The following is a 20508-nucleotide window of genomic DNA, read 5'->3' on the forward strand; positions in this document are numbered from 1 at the left end:
TCAACATGAAAATGTTACGATCAATAGTATTACTGTCGGTTATTTTGCTGGCAGGATGTACGAAGAATTTTGACGAAATAAATACGAATCCTAATGCACCGGCTGTCATTTCAAATCCTGGGTTGTTACTACCGGATGCAATGAGAGGGGCCATTAATGCGAATTATTCCGGTGCTTATGACAGAGGCGGTATTGTGGCCAATCTGCTGGCCTCTGATTATGCGAGTAATTTCAGTAACTGGTCGAGGTCTGATGCAAACGGCTATTTTTTATGGAATAATTATAATTATATCAGGGACCTGAATGAAGTGATAAAGTTATCTGAGGCCCAGGGACTGAATAATTACAAAGGAGTGGCCCTTGTACTTCGTTCCTGGATGTTCCAGTGCCTTACGGATCTCTATGGGCCTATACCCTTCAGGCAGGCCGCTAATGCCAAATTAGAAGGTATTAATACCCCTGTATACGAGCAGCAGGACGTTATATACCAGGGATTATTAATTGATCTGGAAGAAGCGAACAGTTTGCTGGGAAGTACGGCCGAAACAATGGTAGGTGATATCCTCTACGGAAGTGATGTGACCAAATGGAAGAAATTTGCCAATGGACTGGCATTAAGGATTTTGTTGCGTCAGTCAAAACGTGTGGACCCTTCTGTTGCGATGAAAAAAATCGTAGAGCATCCGGAAAAATATCCATTGTTCTCGTCTAATACGGAGCAGGCTGCATTGCAGTATATTACTGAAAGGACGGCGAATGAATCCCCCTTTTACAGGTCGAATAACAGCAGTACTGATACGAAGGCTTCAAAACAGTTGGTAGACTACCTGAAATCCATAAATGATACCAGATTGAGGGTATATGCACAACCAACACCTGCCAGTAGCGCACCGGATGCTAACGGCGTACGTCCTGATCCATCTGCCTTTCAGTATGCCGGGGACCTGAACGGGATTGGCAGATTCCCTGATGCGAATCTGACTTCATCGCCCGGCCCTTTCTGGGCATCTTTACAGGCTAATCCTACTTTGGCATCTGCTACTGCCGGACAGGGTATATTGCTCAGTTATTCCGAGGTACAGTTTACCCTTGCCGAAGCGGCAGAACTGGGATATATAAGCGGAGGCACTGCGGCTGCGGCCATTTATTATAAGAATGGGATTGCAGATCAGTTTGCCTATTATGCAGGCAGAATTCCGTCAGGATATGCTACCACTTACATCAAACTGGCAGCTGCTGATGTTTTTGCCAATGATGATTACTATGCGCAGTCAGGGGTGATATATAGTGGTACTACTACAGAGAAGCTGGATAAAATATGGTTGCAGAAATGGATTTCCCTTTATATGGTAGGGTATGAAGCCTGGTCTGAATGGAGAAGGACCGGTTTCCCCGTTATTCCTGTTGGCACTACTGGCCCGGGTTATATTCCCAGAAGGGTTTTATATCCTGCTGATGAAATGAGGGTAAACAAGGTGAATTACGATGCTGCTGTGTTGTTACTGGATAAAGGAGATGCATTGGACTCCCATGTATGGTGGGACAAATGATAAAGATTATTATAATGCCCCGCAAGATCTTTTGCGGGGCAATTACCGACTAATAAATCAATGTCGTTTAGTTAAGCTCCATTGGAGCTTAACTAAACGACATTGGCTAATAAATATAACGAATGAAAAAAATTATTACCCTGTTATTGACGGCTGGAAGTTTTTCAGCCATGGCACAGGAAATTTATCCGAATGGCATTGAACATGTAGTTGTTATTGGAGTGGATGGGATGAGTCCTGATGGCATTCGTACGGCATCCACACCAGTAATGCATAAAATGATTGCTGATGGGAGCGTAAAATGGAATGTACGTACCGTATTACCCTCTTCCAGTAGTCCTAACTGGGCTTCTATGATCATGGGAGCCGGAGTGGAGCAGCATGGTATTATTGATAACGACTGGGGCAGGGGGGAATATTCTCTTCCTGCTATTGTCCGAAATGAGGAAGGTATATTCCCTACTATATTCGGTGTAATACGTAATAGTTATCCGAAGGCAGAAATAGGCGCTGTTTATCATTGGGATGGCTTTGGCAGGTTATTCGAAAAGAGTGCTGTCAACTATGATAAAACATTCTCTACAGAAGATTCGACTACTACTGATTTTGTGCAATACCTGCAGCAAAAAAAACCATTGTTTGCTTTTCTGCATATGGATCATGTAGATGGTGCCGGCCATGAATACGGACATGGGTCTGATGAATATTACCGTGCAGTTGCCAAAGCAGATTCCCTGATAGGGGTAGTGCTTGCCGCGATCAAAAAAGCGGGGATGGAAAAAAGCACGCTGGTGATTGTAACAGCAGACCATGGTGGTACAGGATATGGACATGGTGGAGCCACTGTGGAGGAAGCAGAAATAGCGATGGTCCTTTACGGGAAAGATATAAGAAAGGGATATATTATTCCGGAACAGGCGGCCACTTATGATCTTGCTGCGACCATCGCCTTTTCGTTAAAAATAGTACCGCCGTATGTATGGACGGGCAGGCCGCTGAAAAGTGCGTTTCATGGATTTAACCCGCCTGCTAATTTATGGTTGGGCAGAGCGATGATCACTGCACCTGTTATTGAACCCCGACGTAAGTTATACCAACAGGCCGGCGGGCTTTATATCAATACTACTGCAAATGTCGTTATGCAGACGGTAGCACAGGATGCTGTTACACGGTATACACTTGATGGTACTGAGCCGGATAGTACATCCGCTGTTTACACAGTTCCTTTTATAGTAAAAACATCCACAGTAGTAAGAGCCAGGTCGTTTGACAGGAAAAAGAATGAGAGTACAACCACGATCGCTTATTTCAGGATGGTTGATACCACTACCGGGAATGGTTTGCATGTACAGTTTTATAAAGGAAAGGACTGGAAATATGTGCCGCTTTTTAAAGATCTTACTCCGGTTAAAGAATGGAATGCTTATGAGTTCGCATTAAATCGTGAACAGGTCCTTCCTATATTAGACAAGGGAAATGCTACTTTCGGAGTTGTCTTTAATGGGTATCTGCAAATAGACAAAGAAGGGGAATATACTTTTTACAATAGTTCTGATGATGGGAGTAAACTTTTTGTAGATGGTACTGAGGTTGTTAATAATGATGGGGACCATGGTGTTGTGGAACGTTCCGGATCTATTAAATTAAGTGTGGGAAGGCATCCTGTTCGTATAGAATATTATAATGGGGAAGGTGGTTTCTGGCTGGATGCTTTTTATAAAGGCCCCGGCTTATATAAACAACTGATACCTGCTGATAAATTATTTTTAGATAAGAATTAATCCTTCAAAATACAGAGTTATGCAATTAAAAAAACAGGATGTTGAAGTCCGGATAAACGCTATTTTCAATTTATATAAGCAGTATGGGGAAGAGGAGTATGGTGAAGGGGTTACTCAACTGATGCATATGGTGCAGGCCGGTAAACTGGCGGAGCAGGAGGGGTATGATGAAGAGATGGTACTGGCAGCCTTTTTTCATGATATAGGCCATTTTTTAGAAGAAGGAGAGGATATGGGTATCTATGGGAAATTAGCGCATGACAAGTTGGGGAAAGCTTATCTGATAGCAAATGGTTTTCCGGAAAAAATGGGGATACTTGTAGCCAGTCATGTTGATGCAAAAAGATATCTCACCTATAGTAATCCGGAATATTATAATTTGCTTTCTGATGCCAGCAAAAAAACACTGGAATACCAGGGCGGACCAATGACTGCCGAAGAAGCGGCGATTTATGAAAAAGACCCTTTAATTGACAGTTATATAAAGCTCCGTTATTGGGATGATCTGGCAAAGGAAACAGATATTCCGGTAGACCCTGCAGATGTTGAAAGATTCCGGGAAATGGCAATGAGGTATCTTTTGAATCAATTACGCAAAGAGTAATGGAACAGGAACATAAAGGTCTGTTCACAAGCCTTTATGTTCCTCTTTTCAGAGATTAACAAAAGAAGCGTTTGGGAATTGCAGCGAATAAAAATCGTGGAGGAATGTGTAGGACATAATGATATTTTAGTACATTGGTCTTGTAAAAAGCATTCATGATAATCACTGATCAAAGTGAGTTTTAATTCGTTTTTGCATGAAAGGGAAAGTATATATACCCCATGATTTTGAGTTATATGATGAAAATGATGATGGTATATTCCTATTGGATGAATACGGTGAGATTAAAGAACACGTAAGAGATGCCATATATCTGAAGCCTCTTTTTGCGCATTTACTTATTGATGAGGGACTTTATTGTACGGTATGGTGGAATGATGAGCTGGGATACTGGTGTGGTGAAACATATGTGAGCTGGGAATATGTGGATACGTATATATGTGAATCACTGGAAGAGCTGGTGGAGGCATTTTATGAGGATTATGAGCAGGAATGATCCTAACCGCAGTACCTGGCTGCAAACAGGTTAAACTCTTTTATATATGCTTCCCGGTTGAAATGGATATAATGATTTAATAACCAATATATTAATGAATTTCGTAGACGATTTGTAGACCCGGTTTTAAAGACAAATAGTCGTTTTGTAGTATACCCAAACTTGCAGGCCATTGTTCTGTATCACATATTTGTGATAGCACATGAAATGCTACGATTTGTTAAAACAAAAATGCATGGCATTACCATTTATCGAAATTATTGAAGAAACCACGCCCGACCCAAACCTGCTCATGTGGAAATTCGCAGACGCCGACAAGGAGATCAAGAACGGCGCTGTGTTAACCGTAAGGGAAAGTCAGTCCGTATTATTCCTGAATGAAGGCCAGCAGGCGGATGTATTTACCGCCGGTAAGTATGTGCTGGAAACTGAGAATATTCCGGTACTGACCCGTCTGAAAGGCTGGAAATACGGCTTTAAAAGCCCTTTCAAGGCAGATATCTACTTCTTTAATACTATCCAGTTCGTTAACCTGAAATGGGGAACGCCGGTACCCGTACTGATGCGTGACAATCAATTCGGTCAGGTGAGGGTACGGGCATTCGGAACATATAATGTGAGGATAGCGGATGTGGGGAAATTCTTTAAGGAATACGCAGGAACATACCCACGACTGGGCATCAGAGAACTGGAATTGCAGCTGCGTGATTTTATCGCCCCTAAATTCGGAGAAGTACTTGCTCAGGAAGGAATTTCAGTAGTGGATATTGCCGGGAACATTTCTGTATTGAATGAAAAGATACAACCCTCCATACAGCCCTGTTTTACTGACCTGGGACTGGAAGTGACCCGCTTTACAGTTACCAGTGCCACATTGCCGGAAGAAGTTCTCAAACATTATGATAATGTTACGGGCATGAATATGGTGCCGGACATGAATAAATTTACACAATTTAACATGGCCAATGCCATGGACAAAGAGAACAACAGAGTAGCAGATGCTGCCCAGCAGGCCATTGCTTTAGGAGTAATGCTGAATCAGATGAAACCTGCAGCACAACCAGAACCAATACAACAGGAAGACGTTACCTCCCGGCTTAAAAAGCTAAAGGGCCTTTTTGATGCAGAATTGATCACCGAAGCAGAATATACTACCAAAAAAGAAGAGTTGCTCCGGCTGCTCTGATATAACTACAGGGACCATGAGTGATGAGAATAAGAATAAGATGCTGAGTTATGTTGAAAGGCTCAGGCAAAAAGCAGTTGATCAGAAAAACTATGGGGGAGAAGTGAACAAGGAAGATGCAAAGATAGACGCGCGTGATTGCCCTAATTGCGGAGCCGGCAGGGCTTACAGGGATGGCCTGACCAACTGCGGGTACTGCGGATTTACATTCATGCAGGTAAAACTGACGGATGGTATCCATATAAAAAAAGAAAACAACTCTTAACCCATGTTCGACTTTTTTAAAAAGAAATACGATAACCCGATGCTGGCCGAAGAAATGAGGCAAACCCAGGATCGCTGGTTTGCTTTTTTGCAAAAGCTGGAAGAACGTACGGAAGAAGTATGTGAAGCAGCAATTCCCCAGTTGAAAGAAGTCTTTGAACAGGATACCGATCCTTATAAACGTGCACATGGGAGGATGCTGGCCGGTTTACTCGGGCAGATAAGACAAATGCGCCAGAAAGCGAACGAAGTAAGGAATGAGAAAATTATCGGTTTTATATATGCTGCTGAAGCGGAATTTCCAGGTATAAACAGCAGTTACCATGATATGCTGTACAAATTCAGGCAGGCTTGTTACGATAGACATAACGTGTTTGAAGATAATGAGCAAAGGTATGAAATGCTGCTGCAGAACGCTGCGGGCGAACAGGACCTTGAAACGCCTTACAGGAAACTGCTGGAAGAATTTGAGTCGCTCCGTGACCGCTTTGCGTGTACGCAATGCAGTGGTAATATCACCATTCCCCGACTGTTCTTTATCGCCACTTATGTTACCTGTCCGCATTGCCAGACCCAGAACACATTTCATCCATCCACAGAAGCACAGATGGTGCTGCACAATGCACGCGCCCTGGCCGAGCAGCGTACGGCCCATTTACTGAAAGCATATGAATCGGGTACTCCTAAAGACCCCGCTTTATACCGGCAATACCTTCGGGCTATGTTCGACGAATGGAACAGTATCGTACCCGATATGACAGAAGAGAACGAAAAGTTCCACGAACGCCTGTTAAAAGATCAGCAAAACTATCATCATTAATAAAACTATTCACTATGTCAGAGAATCCATTATTAGCACCCATCCACGGCATTACACTGGAAGATTATAGTGCAGCCTGTGCAAAGATGGGCAACGGCCTGAGCGAAGACGCGATCGCTAAAGCACTGGGTGTAGAATTACCCGTATGGCAGGAAGTAAGCCTGCTTTGGCCCGAGCGTATGAAACAGGATGAAACTTTTCATATTGTCACACTTTTCGGCCAGCATTTCGGCGCAGCAGACCAACATCCTATACTCGGCAATCTGCAACCCGATGCCTCCGCAGGTAATGCAGGGAATGTCGAACGTATCAAGAATGACAAAGCCTATTATCAGGAACTTGAAGTTGCCCGCCAGGTCGCATATGAATATGGTGTAGACGGCGCTCAATGGATTGCTGACGAATACGGTATTTCTATCGGCGACTTCCAGATAGCTGCAATGAACTGGGGGGACGAGATCCGTAAAGATATGCAGACAGACTTTGATAACTACAATGAAACACAGGCGGCCTACCAGGAAAAGTATCGCAAACAATTTGCAGATGCGCAGGGCGGGGATGTAGCAGATGATATTACATTCTAAGGATATTGAGGGGAGGGAGATGGGCACTGTATTTAAATAAAAAAGCAACCCGGGGGTTGCTTTTTTATTTAAATACTTTTATCGTGTTTTTTTAATGCCAGAATTTACTTTTGGTATTATGCCGTCTGAACCTTCTTACTGCTTCTAAGTTGTTTTTGAGCAGTACGTTTTGCGCTGCTGGTGTCTTTGCCTGTTCATAAGCGCCTACTGATTTAAATGCCATTACCATATCATAATCCATTCCTACTTGTCCTGCATCAAAAGGTACATTACCTGCATTATCCCTGAACCATAAGTTCCAGTCTGCACTACCAGGAGTATACACGAATAAGGTATCTGATGTTGGGAATGGGGCTGGTAACAGGAATGATTTAAATGTATCCTGTGCAGGGCTATGGCAACTCATACAGGAAGATAAAGCCAGGTTTTTATATGGTTTATGTGTGTTAATATCAACAGCTTCCTGGGCAACAGCACCATCATTAGGTCCACTCAGTCTTCCTCCCCAACCTAATGTTTCTTTACTATATGCCGGTGCATTGGGGTTAATTACTGTTTCATAAAGTTTTGGATAAGGCGGAGCAATGGGACTGTTAACGCCTGGGTCATCGCCCCACATAGCGCCCAATGGAACCATTTTCTCCCACATTGAACCTTTGGCATTCATGTCATATACAAAAGTGGAATACACCCATCCGGTTTTTGGTGATGTTTTGCTATCCTTCACAATAACGTCCATCTGGAAGAAACTGACTTTACGCATCTGATAGCCTGTTTTCGGATTCTCCGTTGTAGGGATGGTATCATAAATGCTAAAGGTTTGTGCATCTTTCAGTACCGGCCAGTATGGATAATTAACGTTTGAGAAGGCAAACTTTACGATAACACTGCCTTCTGTAAACTGTGCAGCATCATTCAACAGGTTTACTTTTTGTCCGGTCTTTCCCCAGATTTGTCCTACAGTGTAGCCGGCTGTTGAATCATATAAAACCAGCGCGTATCCTGCTTCATCTTCTTTCAGCGTTTTAAACATATTAGCCGGATTTCCGTTGCCTAAGTAAGTTCCCAGGATGGCTTCTCTCTGAGAGCCCAGCCAGGGCTCCTGGAACCAGCCATATTTTGCTGCAGTCCATTCTTTATTGTTAGTGAAGAAAGGCAATACATTCGGGGCCACATAGCTTTTTAATGAATCCATGTAAGCAAATACATTTGATTCAGAGATGGGCTGACCATTTAATGCCTGTTGCCATGGAGGATTAACAACTGGTGTAACAGTAGTTGGATAATCATGACTGAGTACAAAAAGAGAATCAGGATATTGCTGTTTTGATGGTACAGAATCCCGGTGGTTCTGGAATGCACCATAATCCTCTGCTAAAATAGTCGAATCAGCTTTGGTACCGTCTCCTTTAGGTTTGTTGTTGCCACAGTTATATGCAATAATGGCTATTACAAATAGGGTGATGCAGGCAGTCGAGCGACTGGGGGTGTTTTTCATATTATTTTGATTTTGGTTTCAACAGGTTCAATTTGTAATTATTTTGAGAGTCTATTGCATTACAATCCAAGAGGTATTTTTGTTCGCCAGACATGAATAGGCCCCGAATTTTATTTCGAGGCCCATTCGTTTGTATTTCAAACCGGTTAATTACAATTTCTGTATTTTTCTCACACTCACTTTCCCATTGTAATTCAATGATAGTATATATGTACCTGTTGGTTTATTACTGGCATCAAACGGAATATTATATGCGCCTGCTGCCAGGTGAGTATTTATCAGCACTTTCATCCATTTACCATTTATGTCATACACTGTAAGATTGACTGTACCTGCTTTTTCCAGGTTGAAGCTAATCGTTGCATGTTCATTAAATGGATTGGGATAACTGTTTAAGGAAGAGGGCTCCGCAACAACAATCTTACCCGTTGTGCGGGAGCTGCTGCCTGTTTGTACCCGCACTTCTGCATAACTGTTCCATGCATTCACACTGTTACCATGACCAACAATCCGCACGTACCTCCCTGTTCTGGGGGTAAAGGAAAATGTTTGCAGGCTAAGGGAAGTGCCGCTGCTGACCAGTCCTGTTGCTGCGGTCGTCCAATGGAGGGTATCATTACCTACCAATACATCAAAAGTAGATGTCCGTACATTACCACTATAGAATGCGATCTGTACACCTGATACGGTCAGTGTATCATCGAGGCAAAATTGGATCCATTGCCCATTACCGCTGGCAGACCAACGGGTATTCAGATCTCCGTCCAGTACATTCGCAGCCACATTGCCATCATCTGCACTGGCAATTACAGCCTGGCAGACAGGTGTGAGGTCACTGGCAAAAGGGCCAACCATCGAAGGCGTAAGGATGCGGGCGATAACGGGTGCAGAAGAAACCTCATCGGCCCCCGCATCCAGCGGAGAGGTGCGTGGCTGCCCATCCATATCAGCTATAACGGCCGAATAAGAGCCTTTCGCAGCATTAATGGCAGGACTACCACTCTGGAGGTGGAAAGTCCCCGTAGCGTCTCTTACCAGCAATGGATTCGCGGTTGTATATCCGCTGGTGGGCATATCACCATCGCCATTGGTATTATAGAGTATATTCCCCGACCATACACCACCTGTATAGGGTCCTGCAATGGAAGCTGCCGGGCCACCGCCCTGGATGATGTTATTGACAACGGTTTGCGTAGTAGCTCCTAATCCATTTGTGCGGCCAGCCTGCACGATATTCGTCGTATTGTTCACAAGGGTATTAAAAGCGATCAGTGTACGGTCCGGACGATCGTGTGACGTAAGCGCAGCTCCATCTGCCACTTCTCCATCACCATTACCAATATTAATAGCAGGACTACAATTCTCAAAATGATTGCTGAAAATGTTGTGATCATCCCCAAAAATGCGGAGGCCCGGTGTATTAATAAAGTAGTTACCATACACGGTGCAGTGATTACCATGTCTCAAAGTAAACTGGGCAGGGCAATTACGGATGGTATTATAACGGATGGTAACAGCAGATGATTTGATAGATATCAGTTCATTTTCGCCGGCACAATCTTCAAAAAGATTATACTCTACAATACTGTTGGAGGAGGAGAGACTATAACCACTCAACCCGAACTGTAATGTTTCAGCACCATTACCTGTTTGTGGCTGTTGATCAAGGAAGTAGTTATGATGGATGTGCAGGCGTTGTGCAATCTGGCTGCCACTGCCACGTACAGCAATAAAACGTCCCAGGGCATTTTTATGCTGAAATGTATTATGGTCCACTTCCTGATCATTTCCGTTGATCAACAGATTCTCTCCTTCACCGGGTGTCTGGAACAGGTTGCAGGTCCACCGGCAAAAGCTGGTACCACTGGCCATGGTAGCCTGAGAAGCATTGTGCGTGAATTTGAATCCTTTGATGATGATATATTTTGCCGGACTTACAAGACTAAAACCAGCGGTTCCTTTTATTTCAGCTCCTCCTATTGTTTGGGCCGCAATAGTAATGGGCAGGGCAGCAGTACCTTGTTTACTGATAGTAATGTCTGTTGATGCGGTATAAACACCATTGGCAAGAATGATAATATCCCCTGGCGCAGCATTGTTGATAGCCGTTTGCAAAGCCGATAAAGAAGAAACATTAATTGTGGCTGCTGAAAGTCTTATTGTTGTCGTTACGCATAACAGCAGTATAAATAATAATGAGTAATTTTTCCGATTCATTTTTGATCGATTTAGAGGTTAATTTTGAGTGAAGCAGACATACGTTTTTCATCGGGATTTCGTAACATCACGGGGAATAATGCAGAGAATACCTGGGAATTCTAAAATTGCGCGCAATACATTAATAATCAACATTCTTACTCGTGGAATTTACGTTGACCCTTATCTAAAGTAAGTATTTTATTTCAAATTGCAAACGATTGCATAAACTTTACAAAGAACTATTCACATGATAATATTATGTCTGTAACAGGGGATTTTGTTGTTATTTTCCGGAACAACTGCAGGAGACGATAAGAAAATTTTCAGATGCGTTGAAGCACAACCGAAGCTATCCCGGATTGTGCTATCGCTGAAAATGATCTGACTGAATAAGTGCGATAGATCCTGGTTGACCGGAATCAGAATGGTAACATAAAAAGGCACTTTTAAACCATTTATAGTACTATTATAACATAGTAGTGTATGTTTGTCTAAGTTTAATATTTAGACATGAAAATATTCCGCGTTTTTTTATTGTCAGGATTTATTTTGCTGACAATATTCCATCATTCATTTGCCCAGGAAAGGAAACCAGTGCAAAGCACTTATCGCGAAACTTCGCCAAGGATCAATGACCTGATCCATACTAAACTGGATGTGCGCTTTGATTATAAAAAGCGTTACCTGTATGGGAAAGAATGGATTACTTTAAAGCCTCACTTTTATTCAACTGATACTTTAAGGCTTGATGCAAAAGGAATGGATATCCATTTGATCGATATTGTCAAAAAGGGTAAACTCAGCCCTTTAAAATTTAAATATGACAGTCTTACACTAAATATCTGGCTTGACAAAACGTACACACGGTCTGAAACTTATACCATCTTCATTGATTATACAGCCAAACCTGATGAGCGCAGAGGTCTTCGCAAAAATGAAAAGGGGTTATATTTTATCAACCCGGACGGCACCGAAAAGAACAAGCCTACCGAGATATGGACAGAAGGTGAACCCGAAAGCTCTTCCGGTTGGTTCCCTACCATTGATAAGCCCAATCAGAAAACAACTTCTGAGATCAGCATGACGGTGCCTGCAAAATATGTTACCCTGTCAAACGGCAGGCTGGCCTTGCAAAAGACAAACGCCGACGGTACCCGCACCGACACCTGGAAAATGGAACTGCCAAATGCTCCTTATTTATTTATGATGGCGGTGGGTGATTTCAAAATTTACAAAGACCAATGGCATGGCAAAGAGGTGAGCTATTACCTTGAGCCCAAATATGCACCTTATGCAAAAGATATGTTTGGTGATGTCCCTGAAGCAATCGGTTTTTTCTCAAAGATTACCGGGGTGGACTATCCCTGGAATAAATACTCGGCCATTGTGGTTCGTGATTATGTCAGCGGTGCCATGGAAAATACCACCGCTAATGTATTTGGCAGCCAGAATACCCGGAAGGAGCTATTGGACCAATATTATACCACTGGCGTGGAACATGAATTATTTCATCAATGGTTTGGTGACTATGTGACCTGTGAAAGCTGGAGCAATTTAACATTAAATGAATCGTTTGCAGATCTTGGCGAAATCCTTTGGCTGGAACATAAATATGGAAAGGATGCGGCAGATGAACATCTATATAATGGGTTGCAGGGCTACCTTGGAAATGCGGGGAACCATATGACACCATTGGTCAACTTTCATTACCAGGCTATTCATGATGCATTTAATGGAGTAACCTACCAAAAAGGAGGACGTGTTTTGAATATGTTGCGGAATTATTTGGGAAATGCGGCCTTCTACAAAGGTTTGAATATCTACCTGACATCAAACGCTTTTAAAAGCGCCGAAGCACAGCAATTACGATTAGCTATGGAAGATGCCAGCGGACTTGACCTGAACTGGTTTTTTGATCAGTGGTATTATGGGGCCGGACATCCTGTTTTAGACATCAGCTACAGTTGGGATGAAAACACTAAAACAGCATTCGTGTACCTCGTTCAAAAACAGGATGGCCGGATATTTAAATTGCCGATGGCCATCGATATTTATGTTGACGGTAAAACAGAACAACACCAGGTTTGGGTCAATGAAAAATCAGATACCCTTTCGTTCAGGTTACCATCAAAACCAACACTCGTCAATGTGGATGCGGATAAAGTACTGGTGGCTCAAAAAAATGATCATAAAACTTTGGACGAATACGTTTTTCAATATGCCAACGCTCCGTTATATCTCGATCGCTTCGAAGCGATCGAATTTGCATCGAAGAACCAGGATGATAAAAGTGCTCAGAAAATACTAGTTGCAGCTTTAAACGACCGGTTCTCAGGTTTGCGTATGAGAGCATTGCAAGCGTTAAACAGTAATAAAGAAGATATCAGGAATATCAATAAAGATTTAAGGGATGCGGCAATGCCCCGAATCATTGAACTGGCCGGTAGAGATAGCAATACGCTGGTCAGGGCATCCGCCTTAAGGACTCTCGCAGCTCTGAAAGATCCGGCCAATTTGGATGTATTTAAAAAAGCACTGATCAGCCCATCATATCAGGTGGAGGCCTCTGCTCTTTATGGAATAAATGAAATTGATCCTGCCATTGCTGTTAAATATGCAAAAGACTTTGAAGGTGATAATGTAGGGGACCTGACACAGGTAATCGTAAGGGTTTACGCATCTAACGGCGGCGACGCCAAATGGCCCTATGTTTACCAGCGCTATGTAAACGGGACATTGCAGGAGCAGATCCATTTAACCGAAAAATTTTCGGGCATGATTGCCGGTTTGAAGAACCAGCAATATGTTCGTCAGGGTATAGCAACGTTAAAGTTTATGGGCATAACTTATAAAAAAGATGGTGCCGCACCCTACATCATAAAATACCTGAATGGTATTAAAGAGGAACGGAATAAAATAAATGATCTGGCCTCCTCACAGGATATTGAGGAAGCGATTGAGCAGATTAATAATGCGAAATAACAATCGGCTTGAATAAGTTTCCCGTTTAAGGGAAACAGGTATGCTAATACTTATTATGTCCAGGTGCAAAATCCCTTGCTGATTTAGCCCCGGCAGCCTTCTTGGCCTGACCAGGAGGTACTTTACCACTATTCCCCGCCGTTCTGACCGTGTAGCAGCCGCTCGTTAGTATCATCCCGGATAACACAAGTACTAAATAGATCTTTTTCATCATGCTTTTTTTAATAGTCCCTCTAATACAATAAGATATACATTAATTATACTTATGCAAAGTAACAAAGATTATCTGGAGATTGATATTTAATTTGGAAGGGACTAAAAAAAGGCCGGTTAAAGCACCACTCAATAAGCTCCGTTAGGAACGACGTGTTTGCAGAAAGGACCTTAAACAACAAAACACGGTCTCCGCAGGGAGCCCCTTAATCGCATATGAAGGGGCCCCCTACGGAAGATTTGACTATGCATCATCTCTTCGGGAATTTGCCTTAATGAAAGATAATCCGTTTTCAGGAAATCAATGCATTGTTATAATCTGTCCCGTTCCCGCACCTGATACACTTTTACGGAAGCCATATTCTAAAGCTTTCATCGTAGTTGGAATTTCTCCGGGGAAGAAGGGGAAATATTGAGGCGAATTTTCGATGACGGTAGGACTTACCGCATTAATGCGAACCCCGTTTCCCAATTCAATAGCGGCTGCACGAACAAATGCTTCCACAGCACCATTGGCTGCGGATGCATTGGCAAATTTCAATTGTGGTTCATGTGTTAAAGCACCGGTTATCAAGGTAAATGATCCTTTAGGATTAATATAGTGTTGGCCGATAAGCACTAAATTTATTTGTCCCATCAATTTCCCTTCTATTCCTTTTCTAAATTCTTTGTCGGTCAATGTCTTCCAGGGCCCTACATAGGTTGGCCCCGCTGTGCAGATCAGTGCATCAAAAGCCCCTGCCTGTTTGTACATCTTTTCTATTGCATCAGGCGAAGTAATATCTGTCGGGATATCGCCATCGTTCGTGCTCACTTTTACTATTTCGTGCTCTTTTTCAAATGCACTAACCAGATATTTACCCATTGTTCCTGATGCACCTACGATAATAATTTTCATTTTTTTGATTTTAAGAAATATTTATAAACCTGTACTGTTTTTAAACACTGCAATCATTTTACGGATTTCCTACCCACAAACCGGATTAAAAAATCTACCAGAGGTACACCTATAAATATGATCCAGGGAACTAATGAAATACTTAAGATGAGTGTTCTTACATACAGAGGTAAAGCAGATATTGATCCACCAAACAGATAAAGGAACAACGTGATAGAAGGATAAATGACTACCCAAATCTTTAATGAAGCAATTATCTTAGCCTTTGTTTTCATATTCTTTAAATTACTTTTTGCTAAAAACATTTGTTATTGCAAAAGTACTTCGTTGGCTAAGCATGGATGTAGGACAGAAATGAAGTTGTGTTGGACTTATTTAAAAACCATCAAAACAATTCTGTAGAAAGCGACTGGAATATTTTAGCTATTTACATAGCTTTTGGATAAGTTGCTGCAAATAAAATAACGGCTGCCTTAGCAGGAACCACAAGCTTTCATGCGGCTGATAAACATCATCCGGTTCCATGATCTGTCTCACTTTTCACGCCCGAAGGGTTGGATACCTTTGATCTGAGCAGATTTTACATTGCTTACTGAAAACCCGGAAGATTAAACGAAAAGTATTTGCCGGTCATAAAAACCCAATATTATGTATCAGTTCCTCCAGACAACGGCCGTATTACTGGCCGGTATAAGTGTTTTAGCCAGCTTTATGATAGTGATCCGGCTGAAACAACCGGTCTCTTTTGCCTGGTGGGCCATCAAGATATTTATTACTGCCCTAGCTCCATTCTTCGCCATTGCCAGTATTTTCGATGTTTTGCTGTGCATTATTACGGGTCCGTTATGGATGGTCATTCCTGGCATTTACAGCACCCTTGTTTTCTTTATATACCTCTACCGTGTAAATAATACCATCCATGCACCGACAGGCTTGAAACAGGCATATGGACCTGATTGGGAGAACCGTATAAAACAAGGTCAGAAAGAACACTTTCTTTCGAATCCGGTTTCATTGACAATACCTGCCGGATCAGCCTTTATATTCCGGCAGGACATTCCATTCTGCGTCATACCTGGCACTAACAGGGAGCTGTTATGCGACATATGGACACCTGCTGATAATGCAGCGCGTTCAGGGGTGGCTTTTATTTATTTTCATGGCAGTGCGTGGGGGGTACTTGACAAGGATTTCGGTACACGTCCGTTTTTTAAACATCTGGTTTCCCAGGGACATGTGATTATGGATGTAGCCTACCGCCTGTTCCCGGAAACAGATATGACCGGCATGGTTAATGATGTTTACCGGGCCATTGCCTGGATGAAAACCCAGGCTTCAGACCTTAAAATTGAACCAGACCGTATCGTGATAGGTGGTGCCTCCGCTGGTGGTCACTTATCTTTGCTGGCAGCATATAGTAAGAGCCCCGCCTTCATCCCGGTTGAATTATCAGATACCGATCTCTCAGTCCATGCGGTAATCTCTGAATACGGCCCTTCTGACCTGCAAGCGCTGTATTATCACACCGGCCAGGACATCACGACCCGCCGGCAACAGAAACGCGGGGCATCAAAACCAACACCCAAATGGGTTCAGAGAATGATGGGCAAAAATTTCCATCGCCTTGGTATGGATAAAGACCTTTCCGCAATCGGGATATTACCGGTCATATTAGGGTGCTATCCTGATCAATGCCCTGAAATATACGCCGCCTTTTCTCCGGTCACTCATGTCCATAAGGACTGTCCGCAGACGTTGATTTTACAGGGGAGTCATGATCTGATCACTTCGGTGGTCGCCACACGTAAATTCTACAAGCGTCTGATCAAAAAGGGGGTTACTGTTGCGATGTATCTCATTCCCCAAACTGATCATGCTTTTGATCTCATATTGCCAAACATATCACCAGCTGCACATACTGCCTTCTATTTCGTAGAGCGGTTTCTGGCTTTGCAGGTGGAAGGTGCTGCCGTTCTTAAAAATGCGTCAATGCCTAAAAATATCGGGAAATGATAACAATGTTCAGAATATTTCCTTAAATTAGAATTACAGATACCCAAAGACACTGGTGAGCCCCGGGAGACTATCCCGAAACAATTCCAAATCTCCGATTATATTCATTTACACATGCCGAACGTTATGAGAGTCTGATATAACCTGTAAATCCATAAGTCCATGTTAAGAAAATTGACCCTGGAGACGATTCGTCTCTTATTCATCCTGTTGTTCGTTTATACAGCTGTCAGCAAGTTCCTTGATTATGAAAATTTCCGTGCTGTGATAGGACAATCTCCCCTGCTTACCAGGTTTGCGCCTATACTGGCAATCGTAGTTCCTGCAGCCGAAATAATTATTGCATTACTGCTGGTCATTCCCCGTTACCGGCGTACCGGACTCTACGCATCTTTTGCTATGATGATACTTTTTACAACGTATATTATTGTGCTGGTAACACTGGCGGAAAAAGTGCCCTGCTCATGCGGTGGCGTCATCTCCCGTATGACCTGGAAGCAACACCTGTATTTCAATGTCTGCTTTGTGCTGCTGGCATTGCTGGGCATGTGGCTACACACCGGAGAGTCTGATAAACAACTTACTCACGCATGATGCAGCAACCCTTCAAATTTGCCTTGTTTTGCATAGCGGGCTGCCTCGCCCTTGTCCTCATCCTGTACGCCTTTGCAGATAAGCCTAACAGTAATATGAACGGGTTTACCCGAAGGATCCCCCCTGTAACGGCTATATTGAGGAATTCATTGGTACTGAAATACCCGGCCTATTATATTGCAGGCTATAGCAATCGACATATTTATCTGGGTAACTATTCCGCTTCCTTACATCTGCTGGCCGTAAACCAAAACTTAGAGGATGCACAGGAACTGACACTTAAAATTTCTCCGGAAGAACGTTATGCATGGAAGCTGGCACGGGTAATGGTAGATTCTCCTGCTGTGTATATGGCAGAAGGGAACAGTCCGGCTCTTTACAGGGGAAAACTGGATGACCTGATAATGACCAGGTTCCTGCCTCAAAGCTGTTTCTTTAATATGTTACAGAATATCTCCACTACATCTTTTATATCGCGCAGTATTCATATAGATTCTCTGGGAAACAGACAAAATATATTGGCAAAAGTAAAAACGGATACGCCTTATGTAAAATTAGGAGAGGGTATCATCACAAAACAGGTGGATGGGATCTTTTGTACGGATGGAACACTGGATTATGACAAGCAAACAGGAAAGCTGGTCTATCTATATCACTACCGGAATGAATTTGTAACCCTGGATACCAACCTGCATACCATCTATACCGGGCATACCCTGGATACCAATGCCAGGGCCAAAATACAGGTAGCTAATATGTCTACAGGTATCAGTAAATTTTCGGCACCGCCTACGTATGTAAACAGCAGGGGCAGAATTGCTGATAACAGGATTTATATACTCTCTTCCCTGCTGGCTGATAATGAAGACAGAAAGGCCAGGCAGCATAATGAGATTATAGATGTGTTCTCATTGGATAATGGGAAATATATCTATACGTTATACATTCCGCTGAAAGGGGAGGACCGTATTACAGACTTTATTATAAAAGGAGATCAGCTGTTTGCACTCCATGATCAAACGTTGAATGTGTATTCAATACAATTTCTATTGCAATAGAGCAGGCGAAGCCGAAAACCTGTAGAAAATAGTAGGCATGTATCTGAACTCAAAATTTTACTGTCATGAACTTTAAAAAAGTTGGCTTATCAGTAGCAGCATTTGCGATTGCGATCGCCGGCGCTTTTGCTACCAATTCACGATCCGCTTCCGCTGGAGATGGCTACACTAATCTTCAGCAGGTTCCCAGTCAGGGTTCACCTTGTGTGTACAGACAAACCTGTGCAGGCGGGTTCAATACCTGCAGGGTTACGATATCAGGAAAACTCCTGCAGCTTTTACAACTGGAGCCCAATGGGACATGCAGTAGTACTGTACTCTCGCAACCTTAATTAACAGTGTAAAACCCTGCTGAATGGCAGGGTTTTATTTTTTTAGGCCGCGGTTTAGAATTACATCAAAAAAAATAAGTAAATTAGGGTATACTGTTTTTTTAATAAAGAATACACTTGTAAAGTTGGCCCTCAAATCTTTTATAATCAATTAACTTCTAACAAGGGATAGCTGAAAACCTTTATAAAAGAGTAAGCAATTTTTTCCCCTCTAAATGAACCTGTTTTATGAAAAAGAAAAACAAGAAAAAATTAGACCTTAGTAAAATGAGAATTTCAAACATGAGTGAAATGGTAGATAAAAAAATGAAAGCGGCTACTATTCCACCTAACACATTTTGGTGTACCACCACTGGGTTATAGTACCACCATTGTTTTTAAAGTTATAAGAGGGTGTCAGAAAATAACTGACACTCTTTTTTTGCGGTAAAACATAACACATTTTGGAACAAAATACATAATAGGTTATTGACGCCCTTTAATAATACGTCTTAATAATGACTTTTTAATTTTCCAGGTACGTTGAAGTTTACCTAATGTAAGTGTTCCGTACTTTTCCTGCCAGAATGTTGTGTTATAATCAGACCATAATTTATATCCCGAATGAGTTATATTCCCAAATAAATCCCACGGTTTCGGAGCACCTGCAAAATGCAGGATAGAGTTATGGTAACTATGCCTGATAGGCAGTGCCCTGTTTGGATACCACAGGTTATTAAAACGATCATCGATATAATGAAAATTGCCGTTGCAAAGTGCATTTAATACTGTTTGATCATGAGAAATCAATTCGAGGGGATACTGCTCACACATCTGGTCTATCTCAAGTGAAATGCTTTTTGAATTCCAGTTTTTTATATTAAAGACCAGCACTCCTGAATTAAAACTTTTTTGCTCTTTATCAAGGCCTAATCTGTTAATTAAAAACTTCCTGTCCAAAGCACTCATAAATGTACCTCCGGGCACAGCAGCTAAAAATTGATCGGTGAATTTGATCTCACTTATAGTTAATATATCCAACAAAATAAGCAAGTCAGCATCAAGATACAATGCATATTCACTATCAATCAATTTGGGTATAATGAACCGGCCATATATTGCCCAGTTGCCATGTAAAGAATTTAAATGGCCAAACATTTCAATCGCATTGAAATCATAAAAAGAAGTAGCCCCGTAATAATTCTCCATTTCAAGTAACTTCAAAATGTTCTCCTTATCACGGATATCTACGTCAGAACAAAAAAAGTGTAGTGTTAGCTTTTTTGTGTCAGAACAGTTTCTTATTAATGAAGTTAATGCTGCTCCCAGACCTTCAAGTCCCAGGATATCAATTACGAACACAATATTCATACAAATAAATTATAGGGTCTATCCTTATAAGAAATATCCCATATCAGTTAGCTGGTTAATATTGAAGGAAAAAATATTATTGTTTC

Annotated in this window: 19 protein-coding genes; 14 read left to right on the top strand and 5 right to left on the bottom strand. The window is 42.2% G+C overall.

Features of this window, described 5'->3' with window-relative positions; translation table 11 throughout:
• Nucleotides 1-5 precede the first annotated feature (5 nt).
• From GO495_RS15360 to GO495_RS15395, 8 genes are all read left to right on the top strand, one after another.
• On the top strand, nucleotides 6-1550 hold the full coding sequence (locus GO495_RS15360) for a SusD/RagB family nutrient-binding outer membrane lipoprotein (protein ID WP_157300601.1): 1545 nt from the start codon (nucleotides 6-8) through the stop codon (nucleotides 1548-1550).
• Between the two features lie 122 nt (nucleotides 1551-1672).
• Nucleotides 1673-3331, top strand: coding sequence for an alkaline phosphatase family protein (locus GO495_RS15365; protein WP_157300602.1), 1659 nt, complete (start codon nucleotides 1673-1675; stop codon nucleotides 3329-3331).
• A gap of 19 nt (nucleotides 3332-3350) precedes the next feature.
• Complete coding sequence (locus tag GO495_RS15370) at nucleotides 3351-3935, top strand: HD domain-containing protein (protein ID WP_157300603.1); 585 nt, start codon at nucleotides 3351-3353, stop codon at nucleotides 3933-3935.
• 196 nt (nucleotides 3936-4131) lie between these two features.
• Nucleotides 4132-4431 (top strand): hypothetical protein, encoded by a 300-nt coding sequence (locus GO495_RS15375; RefSeq protein ID WP_157300604.1) that lies wholly within the window; start codon nucleotides 4132-4134, stop codon nucleotides 4429-4431.
• A 235-nt stretch (nucleotides 4432-4666) separates the two neighbouring features.
• The gene (locus GO495_RS15380; RefSeq protein WP_157300605.1) at nucleotides 4667-5617 is read left to right on the top strand and encodes an SPFH domain-containing protein; all 951 of its coding nucleotides are present in this window, start codon (nucleotides 4667-4669) and stop codon (nucleotides 5615-5617) included.
• Between the two features lie 16 nt (nucleotides 5618-5633).
• Complete coding sequence (locus GO495_RS15385; protein ID WP_157300606.1) at nucleotides 5634-5882, top strand: hypothetical protein; 249 nt, start codon at nucleotides 5634-5636, stop codon at nucleotides 5880-5882.
• 3 nt (nucleotides 5883-5885) lie between these two features.
• Nucleotides 5886-6701 carry a hypothetical protein gene (locus tag GO495_RS15390; RefSeq protein WP_157300607.1) on the top strand — a complete coding sequence of 272 codons (816 nt, stop codon included), beginning with the start codon at nucleotides 5886-5888 and terminating at the stop codon, nucleotides 6699-6701.
• Nucleotides 6702-6715: 14 nt separating this feature from the next.
• Nucleotides 6716-7285 (top strand): DUF6620 family protein, encoded by a 570-nt coding sequence (locus GO495_RS15395; protein ID WP_157300608.1) that lies wholly within the window; start codon nucleotides 6716-6718, stop codon nucleotides 7283-7285.
• A 91-nt stretch (nucleotides 7286-7376) separates the two neighbouring features.
• Here GO495_RS15395 and GO495_RS15400 read toward each other — a convergent pair whose 3' ends face one another.
• Together GO495_RS15400 and GO495_RS15405 are read right to left on the bottom strand one after the other, a co-directional pair.
• Nucleotides 7377-8783: a hypothetical protein gene (locus GO495_RS15400; protein WP_157300609.1), complete on the bottom strand. Its 1407-nt coding sequence runs from the start codon at nucleotides 8781-8783 to the stop codon at nucleotides 7377-7379.
• Between the two features lie 150 nt (nucleotides 8784-8933).
• Nucleotides 8934-11000, bottom strand: coding sequence for a chondroitinase-B domain-containing protein (locus tag GO495_RS15405; RefSeq protein WP_157300610.1), 2067 nt, complete (start codon nucleotides 10998-11000; stop codon nucleotides 8934-8936).
• 492 nt (nucleotides 11001-11492) lie between these two features.
• On the opposite strand from GO495_RS15405, the gene GO495_RS15410 reads away from it, so the two are divergent.
• Nucleotides 11493-13964 (top strand): M1 family aminopeptidase, encoded by a 2472-nt coding sequence (locus GO495_RS15410; RefSeq protein WP_157300611.1) that lies wholly within the window; start codon nucleotides 11493-11495, stop codon nucleotides 13962-13964.
• Between the two features lie 43 nt (nucleotides 13965-14007).
• On the opposite strand, the gene GO495_RS15415 is transcribed toward GO495_RS15410, so the two are convergent.
• Both GO495_RS15415 and GO495_RS15420 read right to left on the bottom strand, forming a co-directional pair.
• Entirely contained in the window at nucleotides 14008-14175 is a 168-nt protein-coding gene (locus tag GO495_RS15415) for a hypothetical protein (RefSeq protein ID WP_157300612.1), read from the bottom strand.
• Nucleotides 14176-14478: 303 nt separating this feature from the next.
• Nucleotides 14479-15075 (bottom strand): short chain dehydrogenase, encoded by a 597-nt coding sequence (locus GO495_RS15420; RefSeq protein WP_157300613.1) that lies wholly within the window; start codon nucleotides 15073-15075, stop codon nucleotides 14479-14481.
• A 648-nt stretch (nucleotides 15076-15723) separates the two neighbouring features.
• On the opposite strand from GO495_RS15420, the gene GO495_RS15425 reads away from it, so the two are divergent.
• The 5 genes from GO495_RS15425 to GO495_RS32400 all read left to right on the top strand — a co-directional run bounded on the left by GO495_RS15425 (nucleotide 15724) and on the right by GO495_RS32400 (nucleotide 19435).
• Nucleotides 15724-17088, top strand: coding sequence for an alpha/beta hydrolase (locus GO495_RS15425; RefSeq protein ID WP_240915242.1), 1365 nt, complete (start codon nucleotides 15724-15726; stop codon nucleotides 17086-17088).
• 162 nt (nucleotides 17089-17250) lie between these two features.
• On the top strand, nucleotides 17251-17682 hold the full coding sequence (locus GO495_RS15430) for a MauE/DoxX family redox-associated membrane protein (protein WP_157300614.1): 432 nt from the start codon (nucleotides 17251-17253) through the stop codon (nucleotides 17680-17682).
• A complete protein-coding gene (locus tag GO495_RS15435; protein WP_157300615.1) occupies nucleotides 17679-18740 on the top strand; it encodes a hypothetical protein in 1062 nt (353 codons plus the stop codon). Before GO495_RS15430 ends, GO495_RS15435 begins: the two co-directional genes overlap by 4 nt.
• A gap of 65 nt (nucleotides 18741-18805) precedes the next feature.
• Nucleotides 18806-19072, top strand: a complete 267-nt coding sequence (locus GO495_RS15440) for a DUF6520 family protein (protein ID WP_157300616.1) — start codon at nucleotides 18806-18808, stop codon at nucleotides 19070-19072.
• A 228-nt stretch (nucleotides 19073-19300) separates the two neighbouring features.
• Nucleotides 19301-19435, top strand: coding sequence for a hypothetical protein (locus GO495_RS32400; RefSeq protein ID WP_276611822.1), 135 nt, complete (start codon nucleotides 19301-19303; stop codon nucleotides 19433-19435).
• A 102-nt stretch (nucleotides 19436-19537) separates the two neighbouring features.
• Here the strand turns inward: GO495_RS32400 and GO495_RS15445 are convergent, their stop codons facing one another.
• Nucleotides 19538-20422 carry a glycosyltransferase family 8 protein gene (locus GO495_RS15445; RefSeq protein ID WP_157300617.1) on the bottom strand — a complete coding sequence of 295 codons (885 nt, stop codon included), beginning with the start codon at nucleotides 20420-20422 and terminating at the stop codon, nucleotides 19538-19540.
• Between the last annotated feature and the right edge of the window lie 86 nt (nucleotides 20423-20508).

The organism is Chitinophaga oryziterrae (genome assembly GCF_009758125.1).
In the GTDB taxonomy this organism is placed as follows: Bacteria; Bacteroidota; Bacteroidia; order Chitinophagales; family Chitinophagaceae; genus Chitinophaga; species Chitinophaga oryziterrae.

Excerpts from the sequence above, each read along its gene's own strand:
- GO495_RS15360 (WP_157300601.1), top strand. The coding sequence starts at position 6 with ATGAAAATGTTACGATCAATAGTATTACTGTCGGTTATTTTGCTGGCA.
- GO495_RS15365 (WP_157300602.1), top strand. The coding sequence starts at position 1,673 with ATGAAAAAAATTATTACCCTGTTATTGACGGCTGGAAGTTTTTCAGCC.
- GO495_RS15370 (WP_157300603.1), top strand. The coding sequence starts at position 3,351 with ATGCAATTAAAAAAACAGGATGTTGAAGTCCGGATAAACGCTATTTTC.
- GO495_RS15375 (WP_157300604.1), top strand. The coding sequence starts at position 4,132 with ATGAAAGGGAAAGTATATATACCCCATGATTTTGAGTTATATGATGAA.
- GO495_RS15380 (WP_157300605.1), top strand. The coding sequence starts at position 4,667 with ATGGCATTACCATTTATCGAAATTATTGAAGAAACCACGCCCGACCCA.
- GO495_RS15385 (WP_157300606.1), top strand. The coding sequence starts at position 5,634 with ATGAGTGATGAGAATAAGAATAAGATGCTGAGTTATGTTGAAAGGCTC.
- GO495_RS15390 (WP_157300607.1), top strand. The coding sequence starts at position 5,886 with ATGTTCGACTTTTTTAAAAAGAAATACGATAACCCGATGCTGGCCGAA.
- GO495_RS15395 (WP_157300608.1), top strand. The coding sequence starts at position 6,716 with ATGTCAGAGAATCCATTATTAGCACCCATCCACGGCATTACACTGGAA.
- GO495_RS15400 (WP_157300609.1), bottom strand. The coding sequence starts at position 8,783 with ATGAAAAACACCCCCAGTCGCTCGACTGCCTGCATCACCCTATTTGTA.
- GO495_RS15405 (WP_157300610.1), bottom strand. The coding sequence starts at position 11,000 with ATGAATCGGAAAAATTACTCATTATTATTTATACTGCTGTTATGCGTA.
- GO495_RS15410 (WP_157300611.1), top strand. The coding sequence starts at position 11,493 with ATGAAAATATTCCGCGTTTTTTTATTGTCAGGATTTATTTTGCTGACA.
- GO495_RS15415 (WP_157300612.1), bottom strand. The coding sequence starts at position 14,175 with ATGAAAAAGATCTATTTAGTACTTGTGTTATCCGGGATGATACTAACG.
- GO495_RS15420 (WP_157300613.1), bottom strand. The coding sequence starts at position 15,075 with ATGAAAATTATTATCGTAGGTGCATCAGGAACAATGGGTAAATATCTG.
- GO495_RS15425 (WP_240915242.1), top strand. The coding sequence starts at position 15,724 with ATGTATCAGTTCCTCCAGACAACGGCCGTATTACTGGCCGGTATAAGT.
- GO495_RS15430 (WP_157300614.1), top strand. The coding sequence starts at position 17,251 with ATGTTAAGAAAATTGACCCTGGAGACGATTCGTCTCTTATTCATCCTG.
- GO495_RS15435 (WP_157300615.1), top strand. The coding sequence starts at position 17,679 with ATGATGCAGCAACCCTTCAAATTTGCCTTGTTTTGCATAGCGGGCTGC.
- GO495_RS15440 (WP_157300616.1), top strand. The coding sequence starts at position 18,806 with ATGAACTTTAAAAAAGTTGGCTTATCAGTAGCAGCATTTGCGATTGCG.
- GO495_RS32400 (WP_276611822.1), top strand. The coding sequence starts at position 19,301 with ATGAAAAAGAAAAACAAGAAAAAATTAGACCTTAGTAAAATGAGAATT.
- GO495_RS15445 (WP_157300617.1), bottom strand. The coding sequence starts at position 20,422 with ATGAATATTGTGTTCGTAATTGATATCCTGGGACTTGAAGGTCTGGGA.